Source organism: Mycolicibacterium sp. XJ662 (assembly GCF_053484035.1).
Genome location: NZ_JBEFTL010000002.1, coordinates 293,966 through 316,009, shown reverse-complemented (window position 1 = coordinate 316,009; position 22,044 = coordinate 293,966). Strand labels below are relative to the sequence as shown.

General features: G+C 68.3%; 22 protein-coding genes and 1 riboswitch. Of the genes, 14 read left to right on the top strand and 8 right to left on the bottom strand.

Annotated features, from left to right (window positions below):
- Positions 1-55: 55 nt before the first annotated feature.
- The 7 genes from ABQE93_RS08815 (at position 56) to ABQE93_RS08785 (ending at position 6,400) form a co-directional block, all read left to right on the top strand.
- Entirely contained in the window at positions 56-2,647 is a 2,592-nt protein-coding gene (locus tag ABQE93_RS08815) for a HAMP domain-containing sensor histidine kinase (RefSeq protein ID WP_448406918.1), read from the top strand.
- The gene (locus ABQE93_RS08810; RefSeq protein WP_448406919.1) at positions 2,644-3,045 is read left to right on the top strand and encodes a serine protease inhibitor; all 402 of its coding nucleotides are present in this window, start codon (positions 2,644-2,646) and stop codon (positions 3,043-3,045) included. Before ABQE93_RS08815 ends, ABQE93_RS08810 begins: the two co-directional genes overlap by 4 nt.
- A gap of 7 nt (positions 3,046-3,052) precedes the next feature.
- On the top strand, positions 3,053-3,424 hold the full coding sequence (locus ABQE93_RS08805) for a DUF742 domain-containing protein (RefSeq protein WP_448406920.1): 372 nt from the start codon (positions 3,053-3,055) through the stop codon (positions 3,422-3,424).
- Entirely contained in the window at positions 3,405-4,016 is a 612-nt protein-coding gene (locus ABQE93_RS08800) for a GTP-binding protein (RefSeq protein ID WP_448406921.1), read from the top strand. Before ABQE93_RS08805 ends, ABQE93_RS08800 begins: the two co-directional genes overlap by 20 nt.
- 2 nt (positions 4,017-4,018) lie before the next feature.
- Entirely contained in the window at positions 4,019-4,582 is a 564-nt protein-coding gene (locus ABQE93_RS08795) for a pentapeptide repeat-containing protein (protein WP_448406922.1), read from the top strand.
- Positions 4,583-4,688: 106 nt separating this feature from the next.
- Positions 4,689-5,177 carry an RrF2 family transcriptional regulator gene (locus tag ABQE93_RS08790; RefSeq protein ID WP_448406923.1) on the top strand — a complete coding sequence of 163 codons (489 nt, stop codon included), beginning with the start codon at positions 4,689-4,691 and terminating at the stop codon, positions 5,175-5,177.
- A complete protein-coding gene (locus ABQE93_RS08785; RefSeq protein WP_448406924.1) occupies positions 5,174-6,400 on the top strand; it encodes a globin domain-containing protein in 1,227 nt (408 codons plus the stop codon). The genes ABQE93_RS08790 and ABQE93_RS08785 overlap by 4 nt, the downstream gene beginning before the upstream one ends.
- 20 nt (positions 6,401-6,420) lie before the next feature.
- On the opposite strand, the gene ABQE93_RS08780 is transcribed toward ABQE93_RS08785, so the two are convergent.
- The 3 genes from ABQE93_RS08780 to ABQE93_RS08770 all read right to left on the bottom strand — a co-directional run bounded on the left by ABQE93_RS08780 (position 6,421) and on the right by ABQE93_RS08770 (position 9,891).
- Complete coding sequence (locus ABQE93_RS08780; protein ID WP_448406925.1) at positions 6,421-6,765, bottom strand: hemophore-related protein; 345 nt, start codon at positions 6,763-6,765, stop codon at positions 6,421-6,423.
- Between the two features lie 72 nt (positions 6,766-6,837).
- Positions 6,838-9,468: an FHA domain-containing protein gene (locus tag ABQE93_RS08775; protein WP_448406926.1), complete on the bottom strand. Its 2,631-nt coding sequence runs from the start codon at positions 9,466-9,468 to the stop codon at positions 6,838-6,840.
- A gap of 21 nt (positions 9,469-9,489) precedes the next feature.
- Positions 9,490-9,891 (bottom strand): nuclear transport factor 2 family protein, encoded by a 402-nt coding sequence (locus ABQE93_RS08770; protein WP_448406927.1) that lies wholly within the window; start codon positions 9,889-9,891, stop codon positions 9,490-9,492.
- Positions 9,892-9,911: 20 nt separating this feature from the next.
- On the opposite strand from ABQE93_RS08770, the gene ABQE93_RS08765 reads away from it, so the two are divergent.
- On the top strand, positions 9,912-10,505 hold the full coding sequence (locus ABQE93_RS08765) for a TetR/AcrR family transcriptional regulator (protein ID WP_448406928.1): 594 nt from the start codon (positions 9,912-9,914) through the stop codon (positions 10,503-10,505).
- Positions 10,506-10,536: 31 nt separating this feature from the next.
- Positions 10,537-10,968, top strand: a complete 432-nt coding sequence (locus ABQE93_RS08760; protein WP_448406929.1) for a hypothetical protein — start codon at positions 10,537-10,539, stop codon at positions 10,966-10,968.
- Positions 10,969-10,972: 4 nt separating this feature from the next.
- On the opposite strand, the gene ABQE93_RS08755 is transcribed toward ABQE93_RS08760, so the two are convergent.
- The gene (locus tag ABQE93_RS08755) at positions 10,973-12,193 is read right to left on the bottom strand and encodes an NADH:flavin oxidoreductase (RefSeq protein ID WP_448406930.1); all 1,221 of its coding nucleotides are present in this window, start codon (positions 12,191-12,193) and stop codon (positions 10,973-10,975) included.
- 26 nt (positions 12,194-12,219) lie between these two features.
- On the opposite strand from ABQE93_RS08755, the gene ABQE93_RS08750 reads away from it, so the two are divergent.
- Positions 12,220-13,077 (top strand): bifunctional methylenetetrahydrofolate dehydrogenase/methenyltetrahydrofolate cyclohydrolase, encoded by an 858-nt coding sequence (locus ABQE93_RS08750; RefSeq protein WP_448406931.1) that lies wholly within the window; start codon positions 12,220-12,222, stop codon positions 13,075-13,077.
- Complete coding sequence (locus ABQE93_RS08745; RefSeq protein WP_448392962.1) at positions 13,074-13,367, top strand: DUF3017 domain-containing protein; 294 nt, start codon at positions 13,074-13,076, stop codon at positions 13,365-13,367. The genes ABQE93_RS08750 and ABQE93_RS08745 overlap by 4 nt, the downstream gene beginning before the upstream one ends.
- A 7-nt stretch (positions 13,368-13,374) precedes the next feature.
- Here ABQE93_RS08745 and ABQE93_RS08740 read toward each other — a convergent pair whose 3' ends face one another.
- The 3 genes from ABQE93_RS08740 to ABQE93_RS08730 are packed head-to-tail and all read right to left on the bottom strand — an operon-like array spanning position 13,375 to position 16,604.
- Positions 13,375-14,109, bottom strand: a complete 735-nt coding sequence (locus tag ABQE93_RS08740; protein ID WP_448406932.1) for a class I SAM-dependent methyltransferase — start codon at positions 14,107-14,109, stop codon at positions 13,375-13,377.
- An 18-nt stretch (positions 14,110-14,127) separates the two neighbouring features.
- The gene (gene metX, locus ABQE93_RS08735; protein ID WP_448406933.1) at positions 14,128-15,249 is read right to left on the bottom strand and encodes a homoserine O-acetyltransferase MetX; all 1,122 of its coding nucleotides are present in this window, start codon (positions 15,247-15,249) and stop codon (positions 14,128-14,130) included.
- Entirely contained in the window at positions 15,249-16,604 is a 1,356-nt protein-coding gene (locus tag ABQE93_RS08730; protein ID WP_448406934.1) for a bifunctional o-acetylhomoserine/o-acetylserine sulfhydrylase, read from the bottom strand. Before ABQE93_RS08730 ends, metX begins: the two co-directional genes overlap by 1 nt.
- A 94-nt stretch (positions 16,605-16,698) precedes the next feature.
- Positions 16,699-16,820, bottom strand: a riboswitch (SAM riboswitch).
- Positions 16,821-16,969: 149 nt separating this feature from the next.
- Here ABQE93_RS08730 and ABQE93_RS08725 point away from each other — a divergent pair.
- A complete protein-coding gene (locus ABQE93_RS08725; RefSeq protein ID WP_448406935.1) occupies positions 16,970-19,225 on the top strand; it encodes an NADP-dependent isocitrate dehydrogenase in 2,256 nt (751 codons plus the stop codon).
- Here the strand turns inward: ABQE93_RS08725 and ABQE93_RS08720 are convergent.
- Entirely contained in the window at positions 19,222-20,058 is an 837-nt protein-coding gene (locus ABQE93_RS08720; RefSeq protein WP_448406936.1) for an epoxide hydrolase EphH, read from the bottom strand. The genes ABQE93_RS08725 and ABQE93_RS08720 overlap by 4 nt on opposite strands.
- Before the next feature lie 59 nt (positions 20,059-20,117).
- Here ABQE93_RS08720 and ABQE93_RS08715 point away from each other — a divergent pair, with 59 nt between their 5' ends.
- Together ABQE93_RS08715 and trpS are read left to right on the top strand one after the other, a co-directional pair.
- Positions 20,118-20,912 (top strand): exodeoxyribonuclease III, encoded by a 795-nt coding sequence (locus ABQE93_RS08715; protein ID WP_448406937.1) that lies wholly within the window; start codon positions 20,118-20,120, stop codon positions 20,910-20,912.
- Positions 20,913-21,001: 89 nt separating this feature from the next.
- The gene (trpS, locus tag ABQE93_RS08710) at positions 21,002-22,030 is read left to right on the top strand and encodes a tryptophan--tRNA ligase (RefSeq protein WP_448406938.1); all 1,029 of its coding nucleotides are present in this window, start codon (positions 21,002-21,004) and stop codon (positions 22,028-22,030) included.
- Positions 22,031-22,044: the final 14 nt, after the last annotated feature.

Sequence of the window (22,044 nt, the reverse complement as noted above, 5' to 3'; positions counted from 1 at the left end):
AGTTGCCAGGCGTACAACGCCCGCCCTTTCATGGGCAAGTCAGCAGGAAAGTCATATGAACTACAACGCGTCGATGAGCGCCGACGGCACGGCAGGGCCGCCGATCAAGAGGCCGTCACGCTGGTCGCCGGCCAACTGGCCGGTCCGCTGGAAGGTGCTCGCGATCGTGTTGGTGCCGCTGGTCGTGGCGGCGACGTTCGGCGGGCTGCGCATCTACAGCAGCGCGACGCAGGCTTCTGACCTGCGGCTTGCCTCCGACCGCGTCGACATGGTGGTCGCCGTGGAGAACTACATGGCGTCGCTGGAGAACGCGATGCTGGCGGGTTCGACCGGCGGTGACACCCAAGCGGCGCTTTCGGAGTTCGACGGCAGCCGCCAGCAGCTGGAGAGCCAGTTGGCCGAGACCGACGTCGCGCCCGACGTCCGCGACGGCGTGCAGACCCTGATCGACGACGGTCAGGCGTTGATGGACAAGGTCACCTCCAACAGCGTCGGGCTGCGCGACACCATCGCGGCCTACGCCCTGCTGTTGCTTCCTGCCGAGGACGCGGTCACCGGCTCGGTCCGCGTCGACGACGAACGCATCCGCGCCGAGACGGTCGGGTTGTCGCGCGCGATCGGTGCCCGAGGCCAGATGATGATGCAGGAACTCGCCATCGCCCGCGGTGGCGAGCTGCCGGAGCCCGAGCTGCGCACCGCGATGATCGCGCTGGCCGGCACCGAGCCGTCGACCCTGTTCGGCATGAGCCAGGTGCTCGGCGTGGCGTCACCCGACGCCCAGAAGCTGCAGGCCGAGTTCGTCAAGCGGATGGCCCTGATGACGGACCCCGCCGTGCCGCTGGTCAACAACCCCGAGTTGTCGGCGTCGGTCAACGCCACCGACGACATCGCCCGCCAGATCATCGCGCGCACCACCGACTCGGTGACCTCCGCGGTCGAGGAGAAGGCCGCGGCGGCGCGCAGCGCACTGATCCGCGATGCGGTGGTGGTCGCGGTCGTGATCCTGCTGGCGCTGGCCGTCGTCATCGCGGTGGCCCGGTCGCTGGTGCGGCCCCTGCGTCGCCTGCGTGACAGCGCGCTCAAGGTGGCCCATGAGGACCTCACCCGCGAGCTCGAACACGTCCGCGCGGGCGGGGAGGCCCCACCGGTCAACCCGATCCCGGTGCACACCTCTGAGGAGGTCGGGCAGGTCGCGCACGCCGTGGACGAGCTGCACGAGCAGGCGCTGCTGTTGGCCAGCGAGCAGTCCCGGCTGCAGCTGCAGGTCGGCGACATGTTCGAGACGCTGTCGCGGCGCAGCCGGTCGCTGGTCGACCAGCAGCTCGCGTTGATCGACCGCCTGGAACGCAACGAAGAGGACCCCGACCGGCTCGAAAGCCTCTTCCGGTTGGATCACCTCGCCGCGCGTATGCGCCGCAACGGCGCCAACCTGCTGGTGCTGGCCGGTGCCAGGGTGCCGCGCGAACAGGCGGAGCCGGTGCCGGTCGCAGCGGTGATCAACGCCGCCGCATCGGAGGTGGAGGACTACACCAGGGTGGTCACCGCGACCGTGCCCGACAGCGAGATCGTCGGCGCCGTCGCAGGCGACATCGTGCACCTGCTCGCCGAACTGCTCGACAACGCGCTGCGGCACTCGCCGCCGGTCTCACCGGTGCGGGTTTCGGCCGTGCACACCGCCAACGGCGGCCTGGTCATCGAGGTCGGCGACACCGGGCTGGGCATGACCGAATCCGATCTGCGGGTCGCCAACACGCGGCTGCAGTCAGGCGGCGAGGTCACCCCGTACACCGCGCGGCACATGGGCCTGTTCGTCGTCGGCCGGCTCGCGGCCCAGCACGGGCTTGTGGTTCGGTTGCGCAGCACCGTTGCGGGTGAACCGAATTCGGGTACGACGGCCGGCGTGTACATCCCGACCGAGCTGCTGGCGCAGGGCGAGGAAACGGACCAGTTCAGCTTGACCGAGTACGCCACGCCCGCCGATGCGCACGCCGGTATCGCGACCGCGCTGGCGCTCGACGAAGACCATTACGCCGACGACGGCGGCCACTCCAACGGCCACCACGAGGCGCCCGTGACGCTGCTGCCGCAACGTAACCCGGGTGCCAGCGGGATCTCGGACGTACCGGCGGCGCAGCCGTCGAGCACGGCCCGGCCGACCGATACGTCGGAGTTCTTCGCGGCCCGCGCGCAGGCCGCCGACGCCGCGCCTGCCGAGCCCGAACCCGAACCCGAACCGTCGCCGACCGCGGGCTCAGATGACGCGATCTATCAGAAGATGCTCTCGGAGTGGCTCGTCGACCCGACCGAGTTGGCCAACAGCACGGACCTGAACTGGGAAACGGTGTGGGACCACGGTTGGTCGGCGGCAGCCGCCGCCGAGGAAGCGCCCGTGTTGCGCCACACCGAGGAGGGCCTTCCGGTGCGTGAACCCGGCGCCAGGTTGGTGCCTGGCGGCGCCGATGAGCCCGTCGAGCAGACGGCGCAGCCCGACGGCGACACGCAGGTAGCATCGGCGGCTGAGCTCGACACCGGCGAATCCCCGCACCGGAGCCCGGAGGCGGTCCGGGCGAGCATCAGCAGCCACTTCGGCGGCGTGCATGCCGGCCGCTCACACGCTCGACAGACCAGAGGAACAGAAGACGAATGACCCAACGCGAGTCGCTCGATTGGCTGGTCAGTCGATTCGCCAGAGAGGTGTCGGGGGTGTCGCACGCCGTGCTGGTGTCCGCCGACGGGCTGCTGACCGCGGCCAGCGAGCACATCCCCACCGAACGCGCAGACCAGCTCGCCGCGGTGGCCTCCGGGTTGGCCAGCCTCTCGACGGGTGCGGCGCAGTTGTTCGACGGCGGCCACGTGCTGCAGTCGGTCGTCGAGATGGAGAACGGGTACCTGCTGCTGATGCGGGTCGGCGACGGCTCGAACTTGGCGACGCTGGCGACACGCAACTGCGATATCGGCCAGATCGGTTACGAGATGGCGATATTGGTGGAACGCGTGGGTTCGGTGGTTCAGTCGGGACGCCGGCGAGCACCTTCGCACTCGTGAGGGGCCGATGGACGACTGGGAGCCCGATGTCGCCGACGAGCCGAGCCTCGTCCGGCCCTACATCCTGACGGCCGGGCGCACCGATTCCGACGTCTATCTACCGCTCGAGGCGCCGATCGAGACGGTGCTCGACGAGTTACCGGCGCAATGGCCGGGGACCGATGTGCGGGGGCAGATCCTGCGACTGTGCAGCGATCACCCGTCGGTGGCCGAGATCGCCGCGCAGCTATCCTTGCCGCTTGGCGTGGCCCGGGTGCTGATCGGTGACCTGGTGTCGCAGGGTTACCTGCGGGTGCACACCACCCTCGACGATGCGGCGACGCTGACCGACCGACGCGAACTGATAGGAAGGACGCTGCGTGGCCTTAGGGCACTCTGAGGGGCGCCACGCCTCCACCGACGGCGCGCCGCGGGGAACTGCGGCGTCGACCAAGATCGTCATCTCCGGCGGGTTCGGCGCCGGCAAGACGACGTTCGTCGGCGCGGTCTCCGAGATCATGCCGCTGCGCACCGAAGCGCTGGTCACCAACGCGTCGGCCGGTGTCGACGGTCTCGAGGCCACCCCGGACAAGAACACCACCACCGTGGCCATGGACTTCGGCCGGATCACGTTGGCCGAGGACCTCGTGCTGTACCTGTTCGGCACGCCGGGGCAACGCCGGTTCTGGTTCATGTGGGACGACCTGATCCGCGGCGCCATCGGCGCCATCATCCTGGTCGACGTGCGGCGGCTGGCCGACAGCTTCGCGGCGGTCGACTACTTCGAGGCCCGCAAGCTGCCGTTCGTGGTCGCGATCAACCAATTCGACGGGGCTCCAAGATATCCCGTCGGTGCGGTGCGCAAGGCGCTGGCTTTGTCCGAGCGGATCCCGGTCATCACCGTCGACGCCCGCGACCGCCAGTCCGCGCGCGCGGCGTTGATCACCGTCACCGAATACGCCCTCAACAACCTCACCGCGCTACCCGGCTGATCGTGGGCTACGACGAAACCGTCTGGACTGCTGAGGAATTCACGAGACACGACTTCCGTGACGAGGACCTGAGCCGGTTACGGACCGAGCGGGTGGTGTTCGACGAGTGCGACTTCCGCGGTGTCAACCTGACCGAGTCCGAGCATGTCGGCTCGGCCTTTCGTAACTGCGTATTCGAACGGGCCACCTTGCATCACAGCAGCTTTCGGCAATGCAGCATGCTCGGCTCGGTGCTCACCAACGCGCGGTTGCGGCCACTGACGCTGGCCGACGTCGACTTCACGCTGGCCGTGCTGGGGGGATGCGACCTGCGTGGGGTCGATCTCTCCGGTTGCCGGCTGCGGGAAACCGGCCTGGTGGACGCCGATCTGCGCAAGGCCGTGCTGCGCGGCGCCGACCTGTCCGGAGCGCGGGTGCAGAACGCCCGGTTCGAAGAGGCGGATCTGCGCGGCGCGCGCACCGATCCGACGTTGTGGACCACGGCCAGATTGCGCGGCGCCAAGATCGACGTCGCGCAAGCGCTGGCCTACGCCGGTGCGCACGGCCTGGATATCCACGGCGACTGACCAGCACCGAAGAAAAGCGCTGATCAAAAAACCGCACGCAGCTGGGTGTTCAAGCACACATCGGCGATAGTCGCCCCGGCGCCGCCGAATTACTACGGTCCGTAGTATGCAACTGACCCGGTTCACCGACCTCGGGCTCCGCGCGATGATGCTGCTGGCCGCCGGTGAAGTCGGGGAGCAGCGCATCACCACCCGCTCAATCGCCGTCGGCGCCAACGCCTCCGAGCACCACGTCGCCAAGGCGGTCACGCGGCTCTCAGAGCTGGGCATGGTGCAGGCGCGTCGCGGCCGGGTCGGCGGGCTGTCCCTGACCGACGCCGGACGGCAGGCGTCGGTGGGCTGGCTGGTGCGTCGCCTGGAAGACGACCGGGAAGTCATCGAGTGCGACGGCGACGGCGCCGACGCGTGCCCGCTGGTACCCGCCTGCCGGCTTCGGCGCGCTCTCGCGGCGGCCAAAGAAGCGTTCTACCGCGAGCTAGACCACTACACCGTCAGCGATTTAACCAGGGACACAGGGCTTCTCGTGATCTCTGGGCCGAAGACCCGGGACGGGCAGCTGCCCGACCCGCAACCCACCGAAAGGGCCGTCCGATGACCGCTATGGCCGCTGCTCCGCTCACGCTGGAACCGCAGCACGTCGAGATCGTGTCCGCGACGCTGCCGCTGATCGGTGCGCACATCGATGAGATCACCACCGAGTTCTACCGGCGGATGTTCGAAACCCATCCGGAACTGCTGCGCAACCTGTTCAACCGCGGAAACCAGGCTCAGGGCGCCCAGCAGCGGGCGTTGGCCGCCTCGATCGCGACCTTCGCCGCCCACCTCGTCGACCCCGACCTGCCGCATCCGGCCGAACTGTTGTCACGGATCGGGCACAAGCACGCCTCGCTCGGCATCACCGCCGACCAGTACCCGATCGTGCACGACAACCTGTTCGCCGCGATCGTCGCGGTGTTGGGCGCCGACACGGTGACCGACGAGGTGGCCGCCGCCTGGGACCGGGTGTACTGGATCATGGCGCATACGCTGATCGACATGGAGCGCGAACTCTACCGAGCCGCAGGGGTTTCCGACGGAGATGTCTACCGCCGCGCCCGCGTGGTGTCCCGCGTCGACGACCCGTCCGGCGCGGTGCTGTTGACCATCCGTCCCGACTGGGAACCGGTCACGCGTTTCCTTCCCGGACAGTATGTCTCGGTAGGCGTCACGATGCCCGACGGCGCCCGCCAGCTGCGCCAGTACAGCCTGGTGAACACGCCGGGAACGGTCGAGTTGACGTTCGCGGTCAAACCGGTGGGCGCCACACCCGAGCAGCCCGCAGGTGAGGTGTCCACCTGGATCGCCGCCCACGTGTGCGTCGGCGACATCCTCGACGTCACCGTGCCGTTCGGCGACCTGCCCGCCCCGACCGGTGAGCGGCCGCTGGTGCTCATCTCCGCGGGCATCGGGATCACCCCGATGATCGGCATCCTGGAGTTCATCGCCGCCGAGGCGGCCTCGACCCCGGTGCAGGTGCTGCACGCCGACCGCAGCGACCAGAGCCATCCGCTGCGGGAACGGCAACTCGAACTGCTCACCGCCCTGCCCCACGCCACGTTGGACATCTGGTACGAAGACGGCCTCACGGGCGGGCAACCCGGTGTGCATCCCGGCCTGCTCACGCTGGAAGGTATCGAGTTGCCCGAGGCGGCCGACGTTTACCTGTGCGGCAACAACGGTTTCGTACAGGCGGTGCGCTCCCAGCTGATGGCCCTCGGTGTGCCGGCGGCACGGGTGCACAGCGAGCTGTTCTCACCCAACGACTGGCTGCTGTCCTGACCGCAGCGGCGGGCGGGGGCTCAGAAGTTGCTGCAGGTGTTGGCCACCCGCATGATGACCGGGGTGAACTGCTCGGTCCCCGGGGTGGCCTGCGCCTGCGCGACCATCGCCCGGCGCGTTTCCGGACCTGCGGCGATCAGGCTCTTCAGCCAGCCGGTGGCCGCCGGGGCCGACTCGAGCTGTCTGGCGAGCGCAGGGGATTCGGCGTTGAGCGCCGCAACGACCTGCGGATAGGTGCAATTCGAGTAGACAATCGTGTCGATGTCTGGTTGCGCGGAGGCGATGCCGGCGCCCATGCCCGCACCCGTGGCCAGCAGCATGGCCAGACCGCCAGAGGCGAAAGCCAGTTTCGTCGTCGAGCGCATTCGGTACACCTTCCGGGCTATGTGAAGGTTTCACGCTAACACCGTCGTCGCGTTGTGCGCGATTTTCGGTGATCAGGCGCCTTTCAGCCGGATCTTCCAGCGCACGAACGACGCGTACCCGATGCTGATCGCGGCCAGCATCGCCATATCGAACAGCCAGGTGCCCGCCGAGTGCTCCCAGTGCCGGTCGTCCGGGGTCAACGGCCCGGGCACGAGCCGGATCAAATCGATCGTCGACGCCGACGCCGCGAAACCCCACCGCGCCGGGGTGAACCACGACATCTGGTCGAGCACGATGCGGTCCGTCACCGGGATCATGCCGCCGGAGAACACCAATTGCGACATGATCGCCACCACCAACAGCGGCATGATCTGCTCGTTGGACTTCGCCAACGCCGAGAGCGCCAACCCGACCATCGCCGCGGCCACCGTCGTCACCGCGATGTCGACGAACAACTCCACGCTGCGGTTGCCGAGAAACGCGCCGCTCTCCACCGCGCCTGCGCCCCAACCCTTACCGACGATCGCGATCGACGTGACGATGGCCGACTGGACCACCGCGAAGATGGTGAACACGAACATCTTCGCCAAAAGATATGCCGTCGTGGACAATCCGACCGCCTGCTCCCGGCGGTAGATCGCGCGTTCACCGATCAACGCGCGGATCGTCAGCGCGGTGCCCATGAAGATGGCGCCCACGTTGAGCATGACCAGAATCTGACCGGGCTCGTTGGGCGCCGCGCCGCCCTCGATCGCCGGGACGGGCACCCCGAAGCCGACATCGCCGGGCACCGACAGCGACAACACGCCCATGATGAACGGCAGCAACATCAGGAACGCGAAGTAACCGCGGTCCGAGATCACCAGCCGCACCTGGCGCCGCGCGATCGTCGAGAACTGGCGCCGCACGCTGGTGCGCGTCGGGTTGCCGAGGTCGGAGGGCTGCTCGGTCGGCGGCGGTGGCGGCGGGGGACCGTGCTGGGCCAGGAACTTCTGGTTCGCCGTGTCCGGATCGTTGGCGACCGCGCTGAAGATGTCGGCCCAGTTGGTGGTGCCCATGGACGGGCCGATCTGGCTCGGCGGCCCGTAGAACGCCGTCTTGCCGCCCGGCGCCAGCAGCAGCACCTGATCGCACACGTCGAGGTAGGTCAGCGAGTGGGTGACCACCAGCACCACGCGCCCCGCGTCGGCGAGTTGGCGCAGCATCGTCATGACCTGGCGGTCCAGCGCCGGGTCCAGACCCGACGTCGGCTCGTCCAGGATCAGCAGCGACGGGCCGGTGAGCAGTTCGAGCGCCACCGAGGCCCGCTTGCGCTGCCCGCCGGACAGCTTGTCGACGCGGGTGTCGGCGTGCCGGGTCATCTCGAGTTCCTCGAGCACCTGCGCGACGACCTGTTCGCGGTCCTCTTTCGTGGTGTCGGGCGGCAGCCGCAGTTCGGCCGCATACATCAGCGCCTGGTTGACGGTCAGCTGACCGTGCACCACGTCGTCCTGGGGCACCATGCCGATCCGGGAGCGCAGCGAGGCGTACTCGGCGTGGATGTTGTGGCCCTCGAACGTCACGGTGCCCGACGTCGGATGGGTGTAGCCAGCCACCAACCGCGCGAACGTCGACTTGCCCGCGCCGGACGGGCCGATCACCGCCGTCAGCGTGCCCGGGCGCGCGGCGATCGAGATGTTGTCCAGCAGCGTCTTGTTGTTCTCGATCGTCCACGTCACCCCGTGCACCTCGAGCCCGCCGGTGCGGGTGGCCGCCTCGGTCTCGGTGCGACGGACCAGCGTGCCGCCCGAGAACACCAGGTCGATGTTGCCGATCGTGACCGTGTCACCGTCGCGCAGCAGCGCGGACTCGACCCGCGCGCCGTTGACGAACGTGCCGTTGATGCTGCGGTTGTCCCGGATCTCGGTGCCGGCCGCGGTGGGCACCAACGTGGCGTGGTGGCGCGACGCGAGCACATCGGGCACGACGATGTCGTTGTCGGTGGCGCGGCCGATCTTGATGGCGCCCGGCGCGCCGGCGTCGGCGGGCCTGCCGGGTCGCAGGATCTTGAGCATGCTTGTCGCGAGATTGCCCTCGCTGGAGCGCGGCGCCGCCGTCGGTCCCATCACCGTCGCCGATTCCAGCGACGGCGACGACATCGGTTGCGGGGTGGGCGCCGGACGCACGGGTTGCGGGGTGCTCGGCGGGTACGTCGCCGGTCCGCTGGTGTGGGCTTGCGGGCCGGTCGGATACCGCGGGGGCGGCGGCGGCGACGTCGGGTACATCGGTTGGGGCCGGGACGCGCTCGGCGGCGGGGGCGCCGGGGCCGTGCGCTGGGTGGCGACGGGCAGTGCCGTGGTGGGGGTGCGGCCCGCGGCGCCCTGGTGGCGACCGACCTCGAAGGTCAGCCGGGGCCCGTCCGGATTGCCGATGTTGACGTTCAGCCCGTCGGTGATATCGGCGGTGGGAATGCGCCGGTTGTTGACGAACATCCCGTTGAGGCTGCCGTTGTCGATCGCCACCCAGCGACCCTGATCGAACCGCAGCACCAGGTGCGCCCGGGAGATCAGCGGATGGGCGATGCGCACGTCGGCGCGCAGATCGCGGCCGACCACAACATCGTTGCCCGGCGCAAACGTCCGCGCCGAACCGTCGTACCGGACCGTTAGCGCAGGTGAAGACCCCCAGCTCGGCGGAGCCGGGCGGCCGGCGACATTTGACATCGCGACAACTGTAACGGGTGGTCAGTGCGTGGGAATGCGCCACCGCGCGGTGTCGGTGATCTGCTGCAGGGCCGCCACCTGATCGCCGCGGGTGGTGATGATGTGGGCGAACGCCGCGTCCACCGCGGTGCCGCCGTCGCGCGCCGGCCCCCAATAGCGTCCGGTGACGACCACCCGGTTGCCGTCGACGGGCAGAAACTCGGCCGGGTCCACGTGCATGTCGTAGTGCGCGGCGATGCGACCCCACACGTTGACGACCATGTCGGCCGGGCCGCGGTGCTCACCACCCACGTCGTGCGGCATACCGGTGCTGACCGTGCCGACGAAATCGTCGGTGAGCAAAGCCAACAGCGCCTCGCCGTCGGCGTGGGCCAACGCGTCGTACAGCCGTCTTGCAGGCGCCGCAGGATCAATTAGAGACATATCTCTAATATACTGGAGCGATGGCCCGCCCCGCTAGATACACCGTCGACCAACTCCTCGACGCCGCCGCGGCACTGGTGGCCGACGACGGCCCCGCCGCGGTGACGATGTCGGCGGTCGCGCGGGCGGTGGGCGCGCCGAGCGGCTCGCTGTATCACCGGTTTGCGACCCGCGCGGCATTGTGCGCCGCGCTCTGGATGCGCACCGAGGAACGCTTCCTGTCCGGTTTCACGGCGGCGGTGTCGGAACCGTCGGACTCCCAGCAGCGCTGCGTTGCCGGCGCGCGGTTCACCGTGCAGTGGTGCCGCGAACATCGCCACGAGGCCCATGTACTGCTCGCCGGCGCCGAGGCGTTGGGGGCCGCCGAGTGGCCCGGAGAACTGACGGCGCGCCGACGACGGCTGCACCGAGGGTTGCGACGACTGCTCGTCGCGATCCCCGCCGACGCGGACCGGGTTAACGCCGCGGTGATCGACATCCCGTATGCGGTCGTGCGGCGTCACCTGCTTTCCGGACGGCCGATACCGGCCGGCGCGGAGGCCATCGTGTCCGATTGCGCTCGCGCGTTGATCCGCCCGACTGAAATGTCGCGATCACACGGCGAGTCGTGCTGATATCCGAGGCGGTTCGTGGTCACACTTGGGCATGGTGTCCAGGGCGCCACTGATCCTCGCCGGGGTGGCGGGCGTGGGCCTGGTGACGGCGCTGCTCAGCCCGACAGCCGCGGCGCAGCCGTCGTATCCCACCGACGACCGCGGCTTCGTCGGCACCAAGGTGCGCTGCGATGCGCCGGACGCGGCGGTCAGCTTCGGGCGCACCGCCCAGTCGCTCGTCGCGATCTGCCTGGTGCCCGACGGCCACTACGAATACCGCGGCGCCCGGTTGAACGACGACGCGGTGCTCGTCGTCGTCGCCGAACCCACGGTGCCCGGGGAGTTCTTCGCCCAGAAAGACGGTGCCACCTACACCGTCACCGCCGATCAACTCGTCATCAAGACCGACGACTGGGTGCGCGACGAACCGATGCTGCACTTCCAGACGCCGCCGATGGCGGCGGTGCAGCCGCCGTCGCAGTAGCCGCTCAGCCCGGCGCGCGCACCGCGGTGTAGTCGGGTGAGCCGGTCACCACACACCGGGTCTGGCTGTAGATCGTGGCCATGCACTTGTTGCAGTGGTTACACGCGGAGAACACGGAGTGCTTGTCCCCGTCGGCCTCGATCCGGTTGATCAGATCGGGCTCGGCCAGAAGCGCGCGCCCCATCGCGACGAAGTCGAACCCCTCGGCCATCGCCAGGTCCATGGACTCGCGGTTGGTGATGCCGCCGAGCAGGATCAGCGGCATCTTCAGCTCGGCGCGGAACTGTTTGGCGTCGCGCAGCAGGTACGTCTCGCGGTAGGGGTACTCGCGGAAGAACTTCTTGCCGGTCATCCGGATGCCCCAGCGCAGCGGTGGTTTGAACGCGCCGGCGAACTCCTTGACCGGGGCGCCGCCGCGGAACAGATACATCGGGTTGACCAGGGAACTGCCCGCGGTGAGCTCGATGGCGTCGAGGCCGCCGTCCTCCTCAAGCCACTTGGCGGTCTGCAACGACTCCTCCATGGGGATGCCGCCGCGCACGCCGTCGGACATGTTGAGCTTGGCGGTGACCGCGATCGGGGTGCCCGCGGCCTCCACCGCGCGCCGCACCGCCAGCACGGTGCCGCGCGCCACCTTGGCCCGGTTCTCCAGCGAGCCACCGAATTCGTCGGTGCGCCGGTTGATCAGCGGGCTCAGGAAGGAGCTGGCGAAGTAGTTGTGGCCGAGGTGGATCTCGATCGCATCGAAGCCGGCGTCGATCGCCATCCGGGCGGCGTTGGCGTGCGCGGCCATGATGTCGTCGATGTCCTCGCGGGTGGCCTTCCTCGCGAACCGCATCGCCAGCGGGTTGAAAAACCGCACCGGCGCGTAGGCCTTCGCCTTGTTGGAGCGGGCGTCGGCCACTGGTCCGGCGTGACCGATCTGCGCGCTGATCGCCGCACCCTCGGCGTGGATCGCGTCGGTGAGCCTGCGCAGGCCGGCCATTGCCTCGGGGCGCCACCAGATCTGCCTGCCCTCGGTGCGCCCACCCGGCGCCACCGCCAGATACGCCACCGTCGTCATGCCGACGCCGCCGGCAGCCGGCAGCCGGTGGTAGGTGATCAGGTCGTCGGTGACAAGCGCATTGGGGGTGCACGCCTCGAAGGTCGCCGCCTTGATGATGCGGTTGCGCAGTGTCACCGGGCCGAGCTTGGCGGGGGTGAACACATTCCGGGGAGTGTCCATGGATGGAAGCCTGCCACAATGACCCCGTGGGTGCGATAACGCTTGACGGTAAGGCCACGCGCGACGAGATCTTCGTCGACCTCTCCGAACGGGTGGCGGCCCTGACCGCGGCCGGGCGCACGCCCGGGCTCGGCACGGTGTTGGTGGGGGACGACCCCGGTTCGCACGCCTACGTGCGGGGCAAGCACTCCGACTGCGCGAAGGTCGGCATCAACTCGATCCGTCGCGACCTGCCTGCCGACACCAGCCAGGCCACGCTCGACGCGACCATCGACGAGCTCAACGCCAACCCGGACTGCACCGGCTACATCGTGCAGCTGCCGCTGCCCAAGCAGCTCAACGAGAACGCCGCGCTGGAGCGGGTGGATCCGGGCAAGGACGCCGACGGTCTGCACCCGACGAACCTGGGTCGGCTGGTGCTCAACGAGCCCGCGCCGCTGCCGTGCACCCCGCGCGGCATCGTGCACCTGCTGCGGCGCTACGAGGTGGCGATCGCCGGTGCGCATGTGGTGGTGATCGGGCGCGGTGTCACGGTGGGGCGGCCGCTGGGACTGCTGTTGACGCGACGCTCGGAGAACGCCACGGTCACGTTGTGCCACACCGGAACCCGTGACCTGCCCGCGCTGACCCGGCAAGCCGACATCATCGTCGCGGCCGCCGGGGTGCCGCACATGGTGACGGGCGAGATGGTGCGCGCCGGCGCCGCCGTCGTCGACGTGGGTGTCAGCCGCGACGACAACGGCAAGCTAGTCGGCGACGTGGCGCCTGACGTGTGGGAGGTCGCCGGGCACGTCTCGCCCAACCCCGGCGGCGTCGGCCCGCTCACCCGCGCGTTCCTGTTGACGAACGTCGTGGAACGCGCGGAAGCCCTTGCCGGGACGTGACCCTCAAGGAGTTCGCCCGCAAGGTGTTCGCCGGGCAGTGGCCGATCTGGTTGGTGGGCCTGGTGTTCGTCGCGGCGTTCGGGCTCGTGGTGACGGGGTACTGGCGACGCGGCGCACTGGTCATCGCGATCGGGGTGGGCGCCGCCGCGGTGCTGCGGTTGCTTCTTCCCGACGAGCGCGCCGGGCTGTTGGCCGTGCGCAGCAAGCCGATCGACTTCGTCACGACCGCGATGGTCAGCGCGGCGATGCTCTACATCGCCTGGACCATCGATCCGCTGGGCACCAGCTGAGTTGTGACTAGGAACCCAGGTCGGCGCGGATGCAGACGGTGACGTACGGCAGCGCCAGGCCGCTCGCGTTGGCCAGCGCGGGATGGGTGGCCAGCAATTCGCGCACCCTGTCCAGCGTCTTGACCCGCACCTTCTCCGGTGAGGTGATGCAGTAGCTGCGCGAGGCGACCAGATCGATGAGCGCCTGCGGCGTCAGGTAATTGGTCCACTCGACCTGATGGCGTTGCACGTCGGTGAACGGTTCGGGCAGCGTCACCAGGTTCGTGAACGGATCGTCCTCGTGGCCGATGATGTCGCCGAGCTCCTTGACCCAGCCCATCCGCTCGTCGCGGGTGTTCCAAACCAGCCCGAGCCGGCCGCCCGGGCGCAGCACCCGGGCCACCTCCGCGACCGCGCGCTGCGGGTCGAACCAATGCCACGCCTGCGCGACGAGCACCGCGTCGACGCTGTCGTCGGGCAGCGGAATCTCCTCCGCCGTGCCCAGCAGCGCCGGTGTGTCGGGCAGCGAATTGCTCAGCAGCTCGAGCATCTCCGGGATGGGGTCGACGGCCACCACGGTCAGGCCGCGTTCCACCAGCCGGGTGGTCAGCTTGCCCGTACCAGCGCCCAGGTCCAGCACGTCGCGCGCATCGCGGGGCAGCAGCCAGTCGATGGCCTCCGGCGGATACGACGGCCTGCCGCGCGAGTATGCCGCAGCTTCCGCACCGAACGACAGCGAACGCTGCTGATCCGAGCGGGTCACCGCACCGTCATTTCGTGGTCATTTGGAGGCCAGCTCCAGTGTCTGGCGGATCAGCTTGCCCACCGCGTCCATCTCCACCAGGAAGCCGTCGTGGCCGTAGATAGAGTCGATGACCTGCAGCCCGGCGCAGTTGGCCAACAGCGCAGCCAGTTCCTCCTGCAGCCGCAGCGGATAAAGCCGGTCCGACGTGATCCCGCCGACCACGGCCGGCACCGCACAGCCGCGCAGCGCCGCCTCGACCCCGCCGCGGCCGCGGCCGACGTCGTGGCTGGACAGCGATTCGGTCAGCGCCACGTAGGTGCCCGCGTCAAAGCGCGCGACCAGTTTGTCGCCCTGATACTCGAGGTAACTCTGCACCGCGTAGCGGCCGCCGGCGCGCGGATCCTCGCTGCCCTGCGCATCGTTGGCGAAGCGGTTGTCGAGTTCGAGCTCACCCCGATACGTCAGGTGCGCGATGCGCCGGGCGAGGCTCATGCCGACGTCGGGTGAGGTGCCGGTGCCGTAGTAGTCGCCGCCGTGCCAGTTCGGATCGGCCTTGATGGCGGCCACCTGCGTGCTCTGGGTGCCGATCTGATCGGCGGTGGCGCGTGCGCCGACCGCGAGCAGCAGCGCCGAGCGGACCTTGTCGGGGTGCCCGACCATCCATTCCAGCGCGCGCGCCCCGCCCAACGAACCGCCGATCACCGCGGCGACCTCGGTGATGCCCAGCGCCTTGAGCGCGGCGATGTCGGCCTCGACCTGATCGCGCACGGTCACGTGGGGAAACCGTGAGCCCCATGGCTTTCCGTCGGGATGTTGCGAGCTGGGGCCCGTCGAACCGCGGCACCCGCCCAGCACGTTGGTAGCCACCGCGCACCACCGGTCGGTGTCGATCGCGGCGCCCGGGCCGGCGATCCCGTCCCACCAGCCGGCGGTCGGGTGGTCGGGTCCGGCGGGGCCGGTGATGTGCGAATCGCCGGTCAGCGCGTGCAGCACCATCACCACGTTGTCGCGCTCGGGCGACAGCTCACCCCAACGTTGCACGGCGATCTGCACGTCGTCGAGGACGACGCCGCACTCCAGCGTCAGCGGTCCGATGTCGACGACGCCGATTTCCCCTTCGGCGGGCAGGGTCAGGGTTGCCACGTCAGTGATCGTCATCAGAACGCCGCCGTCGTCTTGGGGTCCGTGGGCCCGGCGGTCGAAAACGGTTTGGCCGCGGCGAAACCCTGCTCGAGGTCGGCGAGGATGTCGTCGATGCCCTCGATGCCGACCGCAAGGCGCACCAGTCCCGGGGTGACACCGGTGGCCAATTGCTCCTCGGGCGACAGCTGCGCGTGGGTGGTCGACGCCGGGTGGATCACCAGCGACCGCACGTCGCCGATGTTGGCGACGTGGCTGTGCAGGGTCAGCGCGTTGACGAACGCCTTTCCGGCATCCACGCCGCCGGCCAGCTCGAACGCCAGCACCGCGCCGGTTCCCTTGGGGGCCAGCTTGTTTGCCAGCTCGTGCCACGGCGAGCTGGGCAGCCCGGCGTAGTTCACCGACAGCACATCGTCGTGTCCGGCCAGGTATTCGGCCACGCGCTGGGCGTTGGCGACGTGCCGTTCGACGCGCAGGCTCAGCGTCTCCAGGCCCTGGGCGATGAGAAACGCGTTGAATGGGGAAGCCGCCGAACCGAGGTCGCGCAGCAACTGCACCCGGGCCTTGAGCGCGAACGCGGGCGCGCCGAGGTCGGCGTACACGACGCCGTGGTAGCTGGGATCGGGTGTGGTGAACCCGGGGAAGTTGCCGTTGGTCCAGTCGAAGGTGCCGCCGTCGACGATGACGCCCGCGATCGCCGTGCCGTGCCCGCCGAGGTACTTGGTGGCCGAGTGCACGACGATGTCGGCGCCGTGGCTGATCGGCTGAAGCAAATACGGGGTGGCGATGGTGTTGTCGACGATCAGCGGCACCCCGTGGTCATGTGCCACCGCAGCCACCCCGGGGATGTCGAGCACATCTATTTGGGGGTTGGAGATCGACTCGGCGAAAAACGCCTTGGTGTTCGGCCGCGCCGCGGCGCGCCACGAGTCGAGGTCGTCGGGGTCCTCGACGAAGCTGACCTCGATGCCCAGCTTGGGCAGCGAGTAGTGGAACAGGTTGTAGGTGCCCCCGTAGAGCCGTGGGCTGGACACGATGTGGTCACCGGCGTCGGCGATGTTGAGAAGCGAGAACGTCGACGCGGCCTGTCCGGAGGCCAGGAACAGGGCCGCGACGCCACCTTCCAGCGCCGCGATGCGCTGTTCGACGACGTCGGTCGTCGGGTTCATGATCCGGGTGTAGATGTTGCCGGGCTCGGCCAGCCCGAACAGCGCGGCGGCGTGGTCGGTGCTGTCGAACGTGTAGCTGGTGGTCTGGTAGATCGGCAGCGCCCGCGCGTTGGTTCCCGGGTCTGGCGTCTGGCCGGCGTGAACCTGTTTGGTCTCAAACGCCCACCGGGCGGTGGGATCGTCCAACGGATTGTCGGTGCTCAAGGGATTCTCCTGTTGTGATGTGGCCGGGGTCGAAGTTCAGCGACACTCACGCACGCCGGACCTCCACCTGTCTCTCTGGGGGCCCGTCACAACGGACCCGCGCTTGCCGGTACCACTCGCCAGTGGGTACTCAACCTGGTCATCACCCGGGGCACCCCACCGCGGTTGGAGGGTTGCCGGCCAGCAAGCCGGGGCTTGACGCTGGCGCTCATGACCAAGCTGAAGTTTATCCCATTGCGGCGAAGAAGTGCCAGCAGGTAGTCGTCGCGGCGGAGGTGGGCACGCGTAGCGTCGACGTCAACGAGATACTGGTCGTGCGACGTTTCATCTGCCGATACCGAATAGTGACGCCCGGAAGAGAGATCATGAGTGCCCAGCAGCCAACCATCATCTACACGCTGACCGACGAGGCGCCGCTGCTTGCGACCTACGCGTTCCTGCCGATAATCCGCACCTTTGCCGAGCCCGCCGGCATCGAGATCAAGACGAGTGACATCTCGGTGGCGGCCCGCATCCTGGCCGAGTTCGGCGACTACCTCAGCGAAGACCAGCGGGTGCCCGACAACCTCGGCGAGCTCGGCCGGCTCACCCAGGACCCGGACACCAACATCATCAAGCTGCCCAACATCAGCGCCTCGGTGCCGCAGTTGCTGGCCGCGATCAAGGAACTGCAGGCCAAGGGTTACGCGGTACCGGACTACCCCGGCGACCCCAAGACCGACGAAGAGAAGGCGGTCAGGGACCGCTATACCAAGATTCTGGGCAGCGCCGTGAACCCTGTTCTGCGGGAAGGAAACTCGGACCGGCGTGCGCCCAAGGCGGTCAAGGAGTTCGCGCGCAAGAACCCGCACAGCATGGGGGAGTGGTCGCAGGCCTCGCGCACCCACGTCGCGACCATGCGCAAGGGCGACTTCTACGCAGGCGAGAAGTCGATGACACTGGACCGGCCGCGAAAGGTCAAGATGGTGCTCAACACCAAGGGCGGCGAAACGATGGTGCTCAAGCCCGAGGTGGCGCTGGACGAGGGCGACATCATCGACAGCATGTTCATGAGCAAAAAGGCGCTCATCGAGTTCTACGAGGAACAAATCCAGGACGCCTACGAGACCGGCGTGATGTTCTCCCTGCACGTCAAGGCGACGATGATGAAGGTCAGCCACCCCATCGTCTTCGGGCACGCGGTGAAGGTGTTCTACAAGGACGCGTTCGCCAAGCACCAGAAGCTGTTCGACGAACTCGGCGTCAACGTCAACAACGGGATGTCGGATCTCTACGCCAAGATCGAATCGCTGCCCGCCTCGCAGCGCGAGGAGATCATCGAGGACATCCACCGCTGCCACGAGACCCGGCCGGAACTGGCCATGGTCGACTCGGCCCGCGGGATCACCAACTTCCACTCACCGTCCGACGTCATCGTCGACGCGTCGATGCCGGCGATGATCCGGCTCGGCGGCAAGATGTACGGCGCCGACGGCCGGACCAAGGACACCAAGGCGGTGAACCCCGAGTCCACGTTCTCCCGGATCTACCAGGAGATGATCAACTTCTGTAAGACCCACGGCCAGTTCGACCCGACGACGATGGGCACCGTTCCCAACGTCGGGCTGATGGCGCAGAAGGCCGAGGAGTACGGCAGCCACGACAAGACGTTCGAGATCCCCGAGGACGGCGTCGCCGACATCGTCGACATCGACACCGGCGAGGTGCTGCTGACCCAGAACGTCGAAACCGGCGACATCTGGCGCATGCCCGTGGTCAAAGATGCCGCGATCCGCGACTGGGTGAAGCTGGCCGTGACCCGCGGGCGCGCCTCCGGGATGACGGTGCTGTTCTGGCTGGACACCGAACGTCCGCACGAGGTCGAGCTGCGCAAGAAGGTGAAGGCCTACCTGAAGGACCACGACACCGAGGACCTGCATATCCAGGTCATGCCGCAGGTATGGGCGATGCGCTACACGCTCGAGCGGTTGATCCGCGGCCAAGACACCATCGCCGCGACCGGAAACATCCTGCGCGACTACCTCACCGACCTGTTCCCGATTTTGGAGCTGGGCACCAGCGCCAAGATGCTGTCGATCGTGCCGCTGATGGCCGGCGGCGGCATGTACGAAACCGGGGCGGGTGGCTCGGCGCCCAAACACGTGCACCAGTTGGTCGAGGAGAACCACCTGCGGTGGGATTCGCTGGGCGAATACCTCGCGCTCGGCGCGTGCTTCGAGGACATCGGCCGCAAAACCGGCAACAAGACCGCCGAACTGCTGGGCAGGACACTGGATTCCGCCATCGGAAAGCTCCTGGACAACAACAAGAGCCCGTCGCGCAAGACCGGTGAACTCGACAACCGCGGCAGCCAGTTCTACCTCGCGCTGTACTGGGCGCAGGAGTTGGCCGCGCAGAACGAGGACAAGGAGCTGGCCGAACGGTTCTCCGCGCTGGCCGACGAGCTGGCCAAGAACGAAGACAGCATCATCACCGAACTTGTTGAGGTGCAGGGCAAGTCGGTCGACATCGGCGGCTACTACTACCCGGACGCGGAGAAGACCACCGCGGTGATGCGGCCGAGCAAGACGCTGAACTCGGTGCTCGAGGCCGCGACCGAGGCCCCGGTCACGAAAAGCTAGTTGCCGAGCGCCTCGCGCGGCGGCCGCGTGACGTGACGGTCGACGAACCCGACGATCACGTCGGCGACCCGTTGGGGCGACTCGAACATCGGGATGTGCCCGACGCCGTCGAGGTGGGTGATCTGGGCGCTGTTCGGCAGGTGCGTGGTGAAGTGCCGGGTGAACCGCGGATGCGGCAGCACGCGGTCCTTCTCGCAGATCACCAGGTGGATGGGCGCGTCGGCGTCGGCCAGTTCCCGCAGTCCCGGCAGCAGCAGCGACTTGACCAGCAGCTGGTAGTAGGCCGGGCAGTGGGTGACGTCGTCGATGATGACCAACAGGTCCTCGTCGCTGAGCCCGGCCGCCTCGGCGCTGACCGGTACGTAGGCCAGCTGGCGCACGAACGGCAGGCGCAGTGCGCGGGGCCCCAGCACCTTGGCGCCCAGATAGACCGGCAGGCCGGCGACGAACTTGAACACGATCTCGAACTTGGCCGGGGTGAACTGGCTCCAGCCGCCCGCGGGCGCGATCCCGGTCAGCGTGCGGGCCCTGCCGCGACGCTCCAGCTCGAACGCCACCCAGCCGCCCAGCGAGTTGCCGACGATGTGGGCGGTGTCCCAGCCCAGGGCGTCCATGCGCCGTTCCATATCGTCGGCGAGCTCCGCGGTGTCGAGGAAAAAGCGGCTCTTCACGCCGCCGTTATGCCCAGGCATGGTCGGCGCGCACACCTCGTAGCGGCCCGTGTCGGCAATCATCGGTGCGACGTCTTTCCACACGCTCTGCGACATCATGAACGGGTGTAGCAAAAGCATCGGTTCGCCGGAGCCGAGGTGGATCGGGTCGCGCAGAGTCATCCTGCCGACACTAAAGGCGTTACCGGCGGTACCGCAAGCTTCGAGGCTATGGTCTGTGCGTGATCGTCAGCACCATCAACGTCAACGGAATTCGCGCCGCCGTGCGGCAACGCTCACCGGACAACCGCGGGCTGCTGGCCTGGCTTGCCGACACCTCCGCCGACGTGGTGTGCCTGCAGGAGACCCGCGCCGACGACGACCAGTTGGCCACGGCGTTGGCGCCGGCGCTGTCCGACGGTTGGCACCTGGCGTCGGCCGAACCGCACCTCAAGGGCCGAAGCGGCGTCGCGGTGCTGTCGCGCCTGCCGATCGCCGCGGCGCGCCCGCTGGAGTGCGACGAGTTCGCAACGCACGGACGCTATCTCGAGGTCGACGTCGCGGGCATGACCGTTGCCAGCGTCTACGTCCAGACCGGCGAGGCCGAAACCGACCGTCAGCTGGAAAAGGAGCGTTTTCTGACGGCGCTGGCCAAGCGGATGGCCGAGCTCGCCGAGCGCGATGCGGTGGTGTGCGGCGACTGGAACATCGCGCACACCGAGAACGACATCAAGAATTGGAAAGGCAACCTCAAGAAGTCGGGCTTTCTGCCCAGCGAACGGCAATGGCTCACCGAGCTGTTGGCATCGGGTTGGGTCGACGTGGTGCGTGTGCTGCACCCCGACGTGGCCGGACCGTATTCGTGGTGGTCGTGGCGCGGGCGGGCGTTCGACAACGACGCCGGCTGGCGCATCGACTACCAGTTGGCAACGGGGTCGCTGGCCAACCGGGCCGCGGTTGCACGCGTGGAGCGCGCGGCGGCCTACGAGCTGCGCTGGTCCGACCACGCGCCGGTGACCGTCGAATACCCCGGTTAACCCCCGACGAGTGCGGGCTTGTCGCACGTCCAGCACGGCAGAACGTGTGTCAATCCCACGTTCGGACGGTGTGAAATGATCGGGCCACCATGAGCAACGACCGCGCCGGCGCGCGGGAGAAGATCGTCTTCTCCGGCGTGCAACCCACCTCCGACTCCCTGCACCTCGGCAATGCCCTCGGCGCGATCAGGCAGTGGGTGGGCATGCAAGACGACTACGACGCGTTCTTCTGCGTGGTCGACCTGCACGCCATCACCGTCCCGCAGGACCCCGAGCAGCTGCGCAGACGCACGCTCGCCGTGGCCGCGCAGTACCTGGCGTTGGGCATCGATCCGGCCCGCTCGACGATCTTCGTGCAGAGCCACGTGCCCGCGCACACCGAACTGGCTTGGGCGCTGGGATGTTTCACCGGTTTCGGCCAGGCATCGCGGATGACGCAGTTCAAGGACAAGTCGCAGCGCCAAGGCGCCGAGGCCACCACCGTCGGGCTGTTCACCTACCCGGTGCTGATGGCCGCGGACGTGTTGCTCTACGACACCGACCTGGTGCCGGTCGGCGAGGACCAGCGTCAGCATCTCGAGCTGGCGCGCGATGTCGCGCAACGGTTCAACGCGCGCTTCCCCGACACGTTCGTCGTCCCGGATGTGCTGATCCAAAAGGCCACCGCCAAGATCTACGACCTGACCGACCCGACCGCCAAGATGAGCAAGTCGGCTGCCACCGAGGCCGGGCTGATCAACCTGCTCGATGAGCCGAAGGTCTCGGCCAAGAAGATCCGCTCGGCGGTCACCGACAGCGAACGCGACGTGCGCTACGACCCCGACGCCAAACCGGGGGTGTCCAACCTGTTGACCATCCAGTCGGCGATCACCGGCACCGACGTCGACAAGCTCGTCGAGGGTTACGCCGGGCGCGGATACGGCGATCTGAAATCCGACACCGCCGACGCCGTCGTCGAATTCGTCACCCCGCTCAAGGCCCGCGTCGACGAGCTGCTGGCCGATCCGACCGAACTGGAGTCGGTGCTGGCCGCCGGGGCCGAGCGGGCCCGGGAAGTGTCTGCGAAGACGTTGCAGCGGGTATACGACCAACTGGGGTTCCTGCCGCCCCGCCGTTGAGCCGGGAGACCGTC

What these genes read in the sequence shown, in the direction of transcription:
- ABQE93_RS08815 (WP_448406918.1), top strand. Translation starts at nt 56, where the DNA reads ATGAACTACAACGCGTCGATGAGCGCCGACGGCACGGCAGGGCCGCCG.
- ABQE93_RS08810 (WP_448406919.1), top strand. Translation starts at nt 2,644, where the DNA reads ATGACCCAACGCGAGTCGCTCGATTGGCTGGTCAGTCGATTCGCCAGA.
- ABQE93_RS08805 (WP_448406920.1), top strand. Translation starts at nt 3,053, where the DNA reads ATGGACGACTGGGAGCCCGATGTCGCCGACGAGCCGAGCCTCGTCCGG.
- ABQE93_RS08790 (WP_448406923.1), top strand. Translation starts at nt 4,689, where the DNA reads ATGCAACTGACCCGGTTCACCGACCTCGGGCTCCGCGCGATGATGCTG.
- ABQE93_RS08785 (WP_448406924.1), top strand. Translation starts at nt 5,174, where the DNA reads ATGACCGCTATGGCCGCTGCTCCGCTCACGCTGGAACCGCAGCACGTC.
- ABQE93_RS08780 (WP_448406925.1), bottom strand. Translation starts at nt 6,765, where the DNA reads ATGCGCTCGACGACGAAACTGGCTTTCGCCTCTGGCGGTCTGGCCATG.
- ABQE93_RS08775 (WP_448406926.1), bottom strand. Translation starts at nt 9,468, where the DNA reads ATGTCAAATGTCGCCGGCCGCCCGGCTCCGCCGAGCTGGGGGTCTTCA.
- ABQE93_RS08770 (WP_448406927.1), bottom strand. Translation starts at nt 9,891, where the DNA reads ATGTCTCTAATTGATCCTGCGGCGCCTGCAAGACGGCTGTACGACGCG.
- ABQE93_RS08765 (WP_448406928.1), top strand. Translation starts at nt 9,912, where the DNA reads ATGGCCCGCCCCGCTAGATACACCGTCGACCAACTCCTCGACGCCGCC.
- ABQE93_RS08760 (WP_448406929.1), top strand. Translation starts at nt 10,537, where the DNA reads ATGGTGTCCAGGGCGCCACTGATCCTCGCCGGGGTGGCGGGCGTGGGC.
- ABQE93_RS08755 (WP_448406930.1), bottom strand. Translation starts at nt 12,193, where the DNA reads ATGGACACTCCCCGGAATGTGTTCACCCCCGCCAAGCTCGGCCCGGTG.
- metX (WP_448406933.1), bottom strand. Translation starts at nt 15,249, where the DNA reads ATGACGATCACTGACGTGGCAACCCTGACCCTGCCCGCCGAAGGGGAA.
- ABQE93_RS08725 (WP_448406935.1), top strand. Translation starts at nt 16,970, where the DNA reads ATGAGTGCCCAGCAGCCAACCATCATCTACACGCTGACCGACGAGGCG.
- ABQE93_RS08720 (WP_448406936.1), bottom strand. Translation starts at nt 20,058, where the DNA reads ATGACTCTGCGCGACCCGATCCACCTCGGCTCCGGCGAACCGATGCTT.
- trpS (WP_448406938.1), top strand. Translation starts at nt 21,002, where the DNA reads ATGAGCAACGACCGCGCCGGCGCGCGGGAGAAGATCGTCTTCTCCGGC.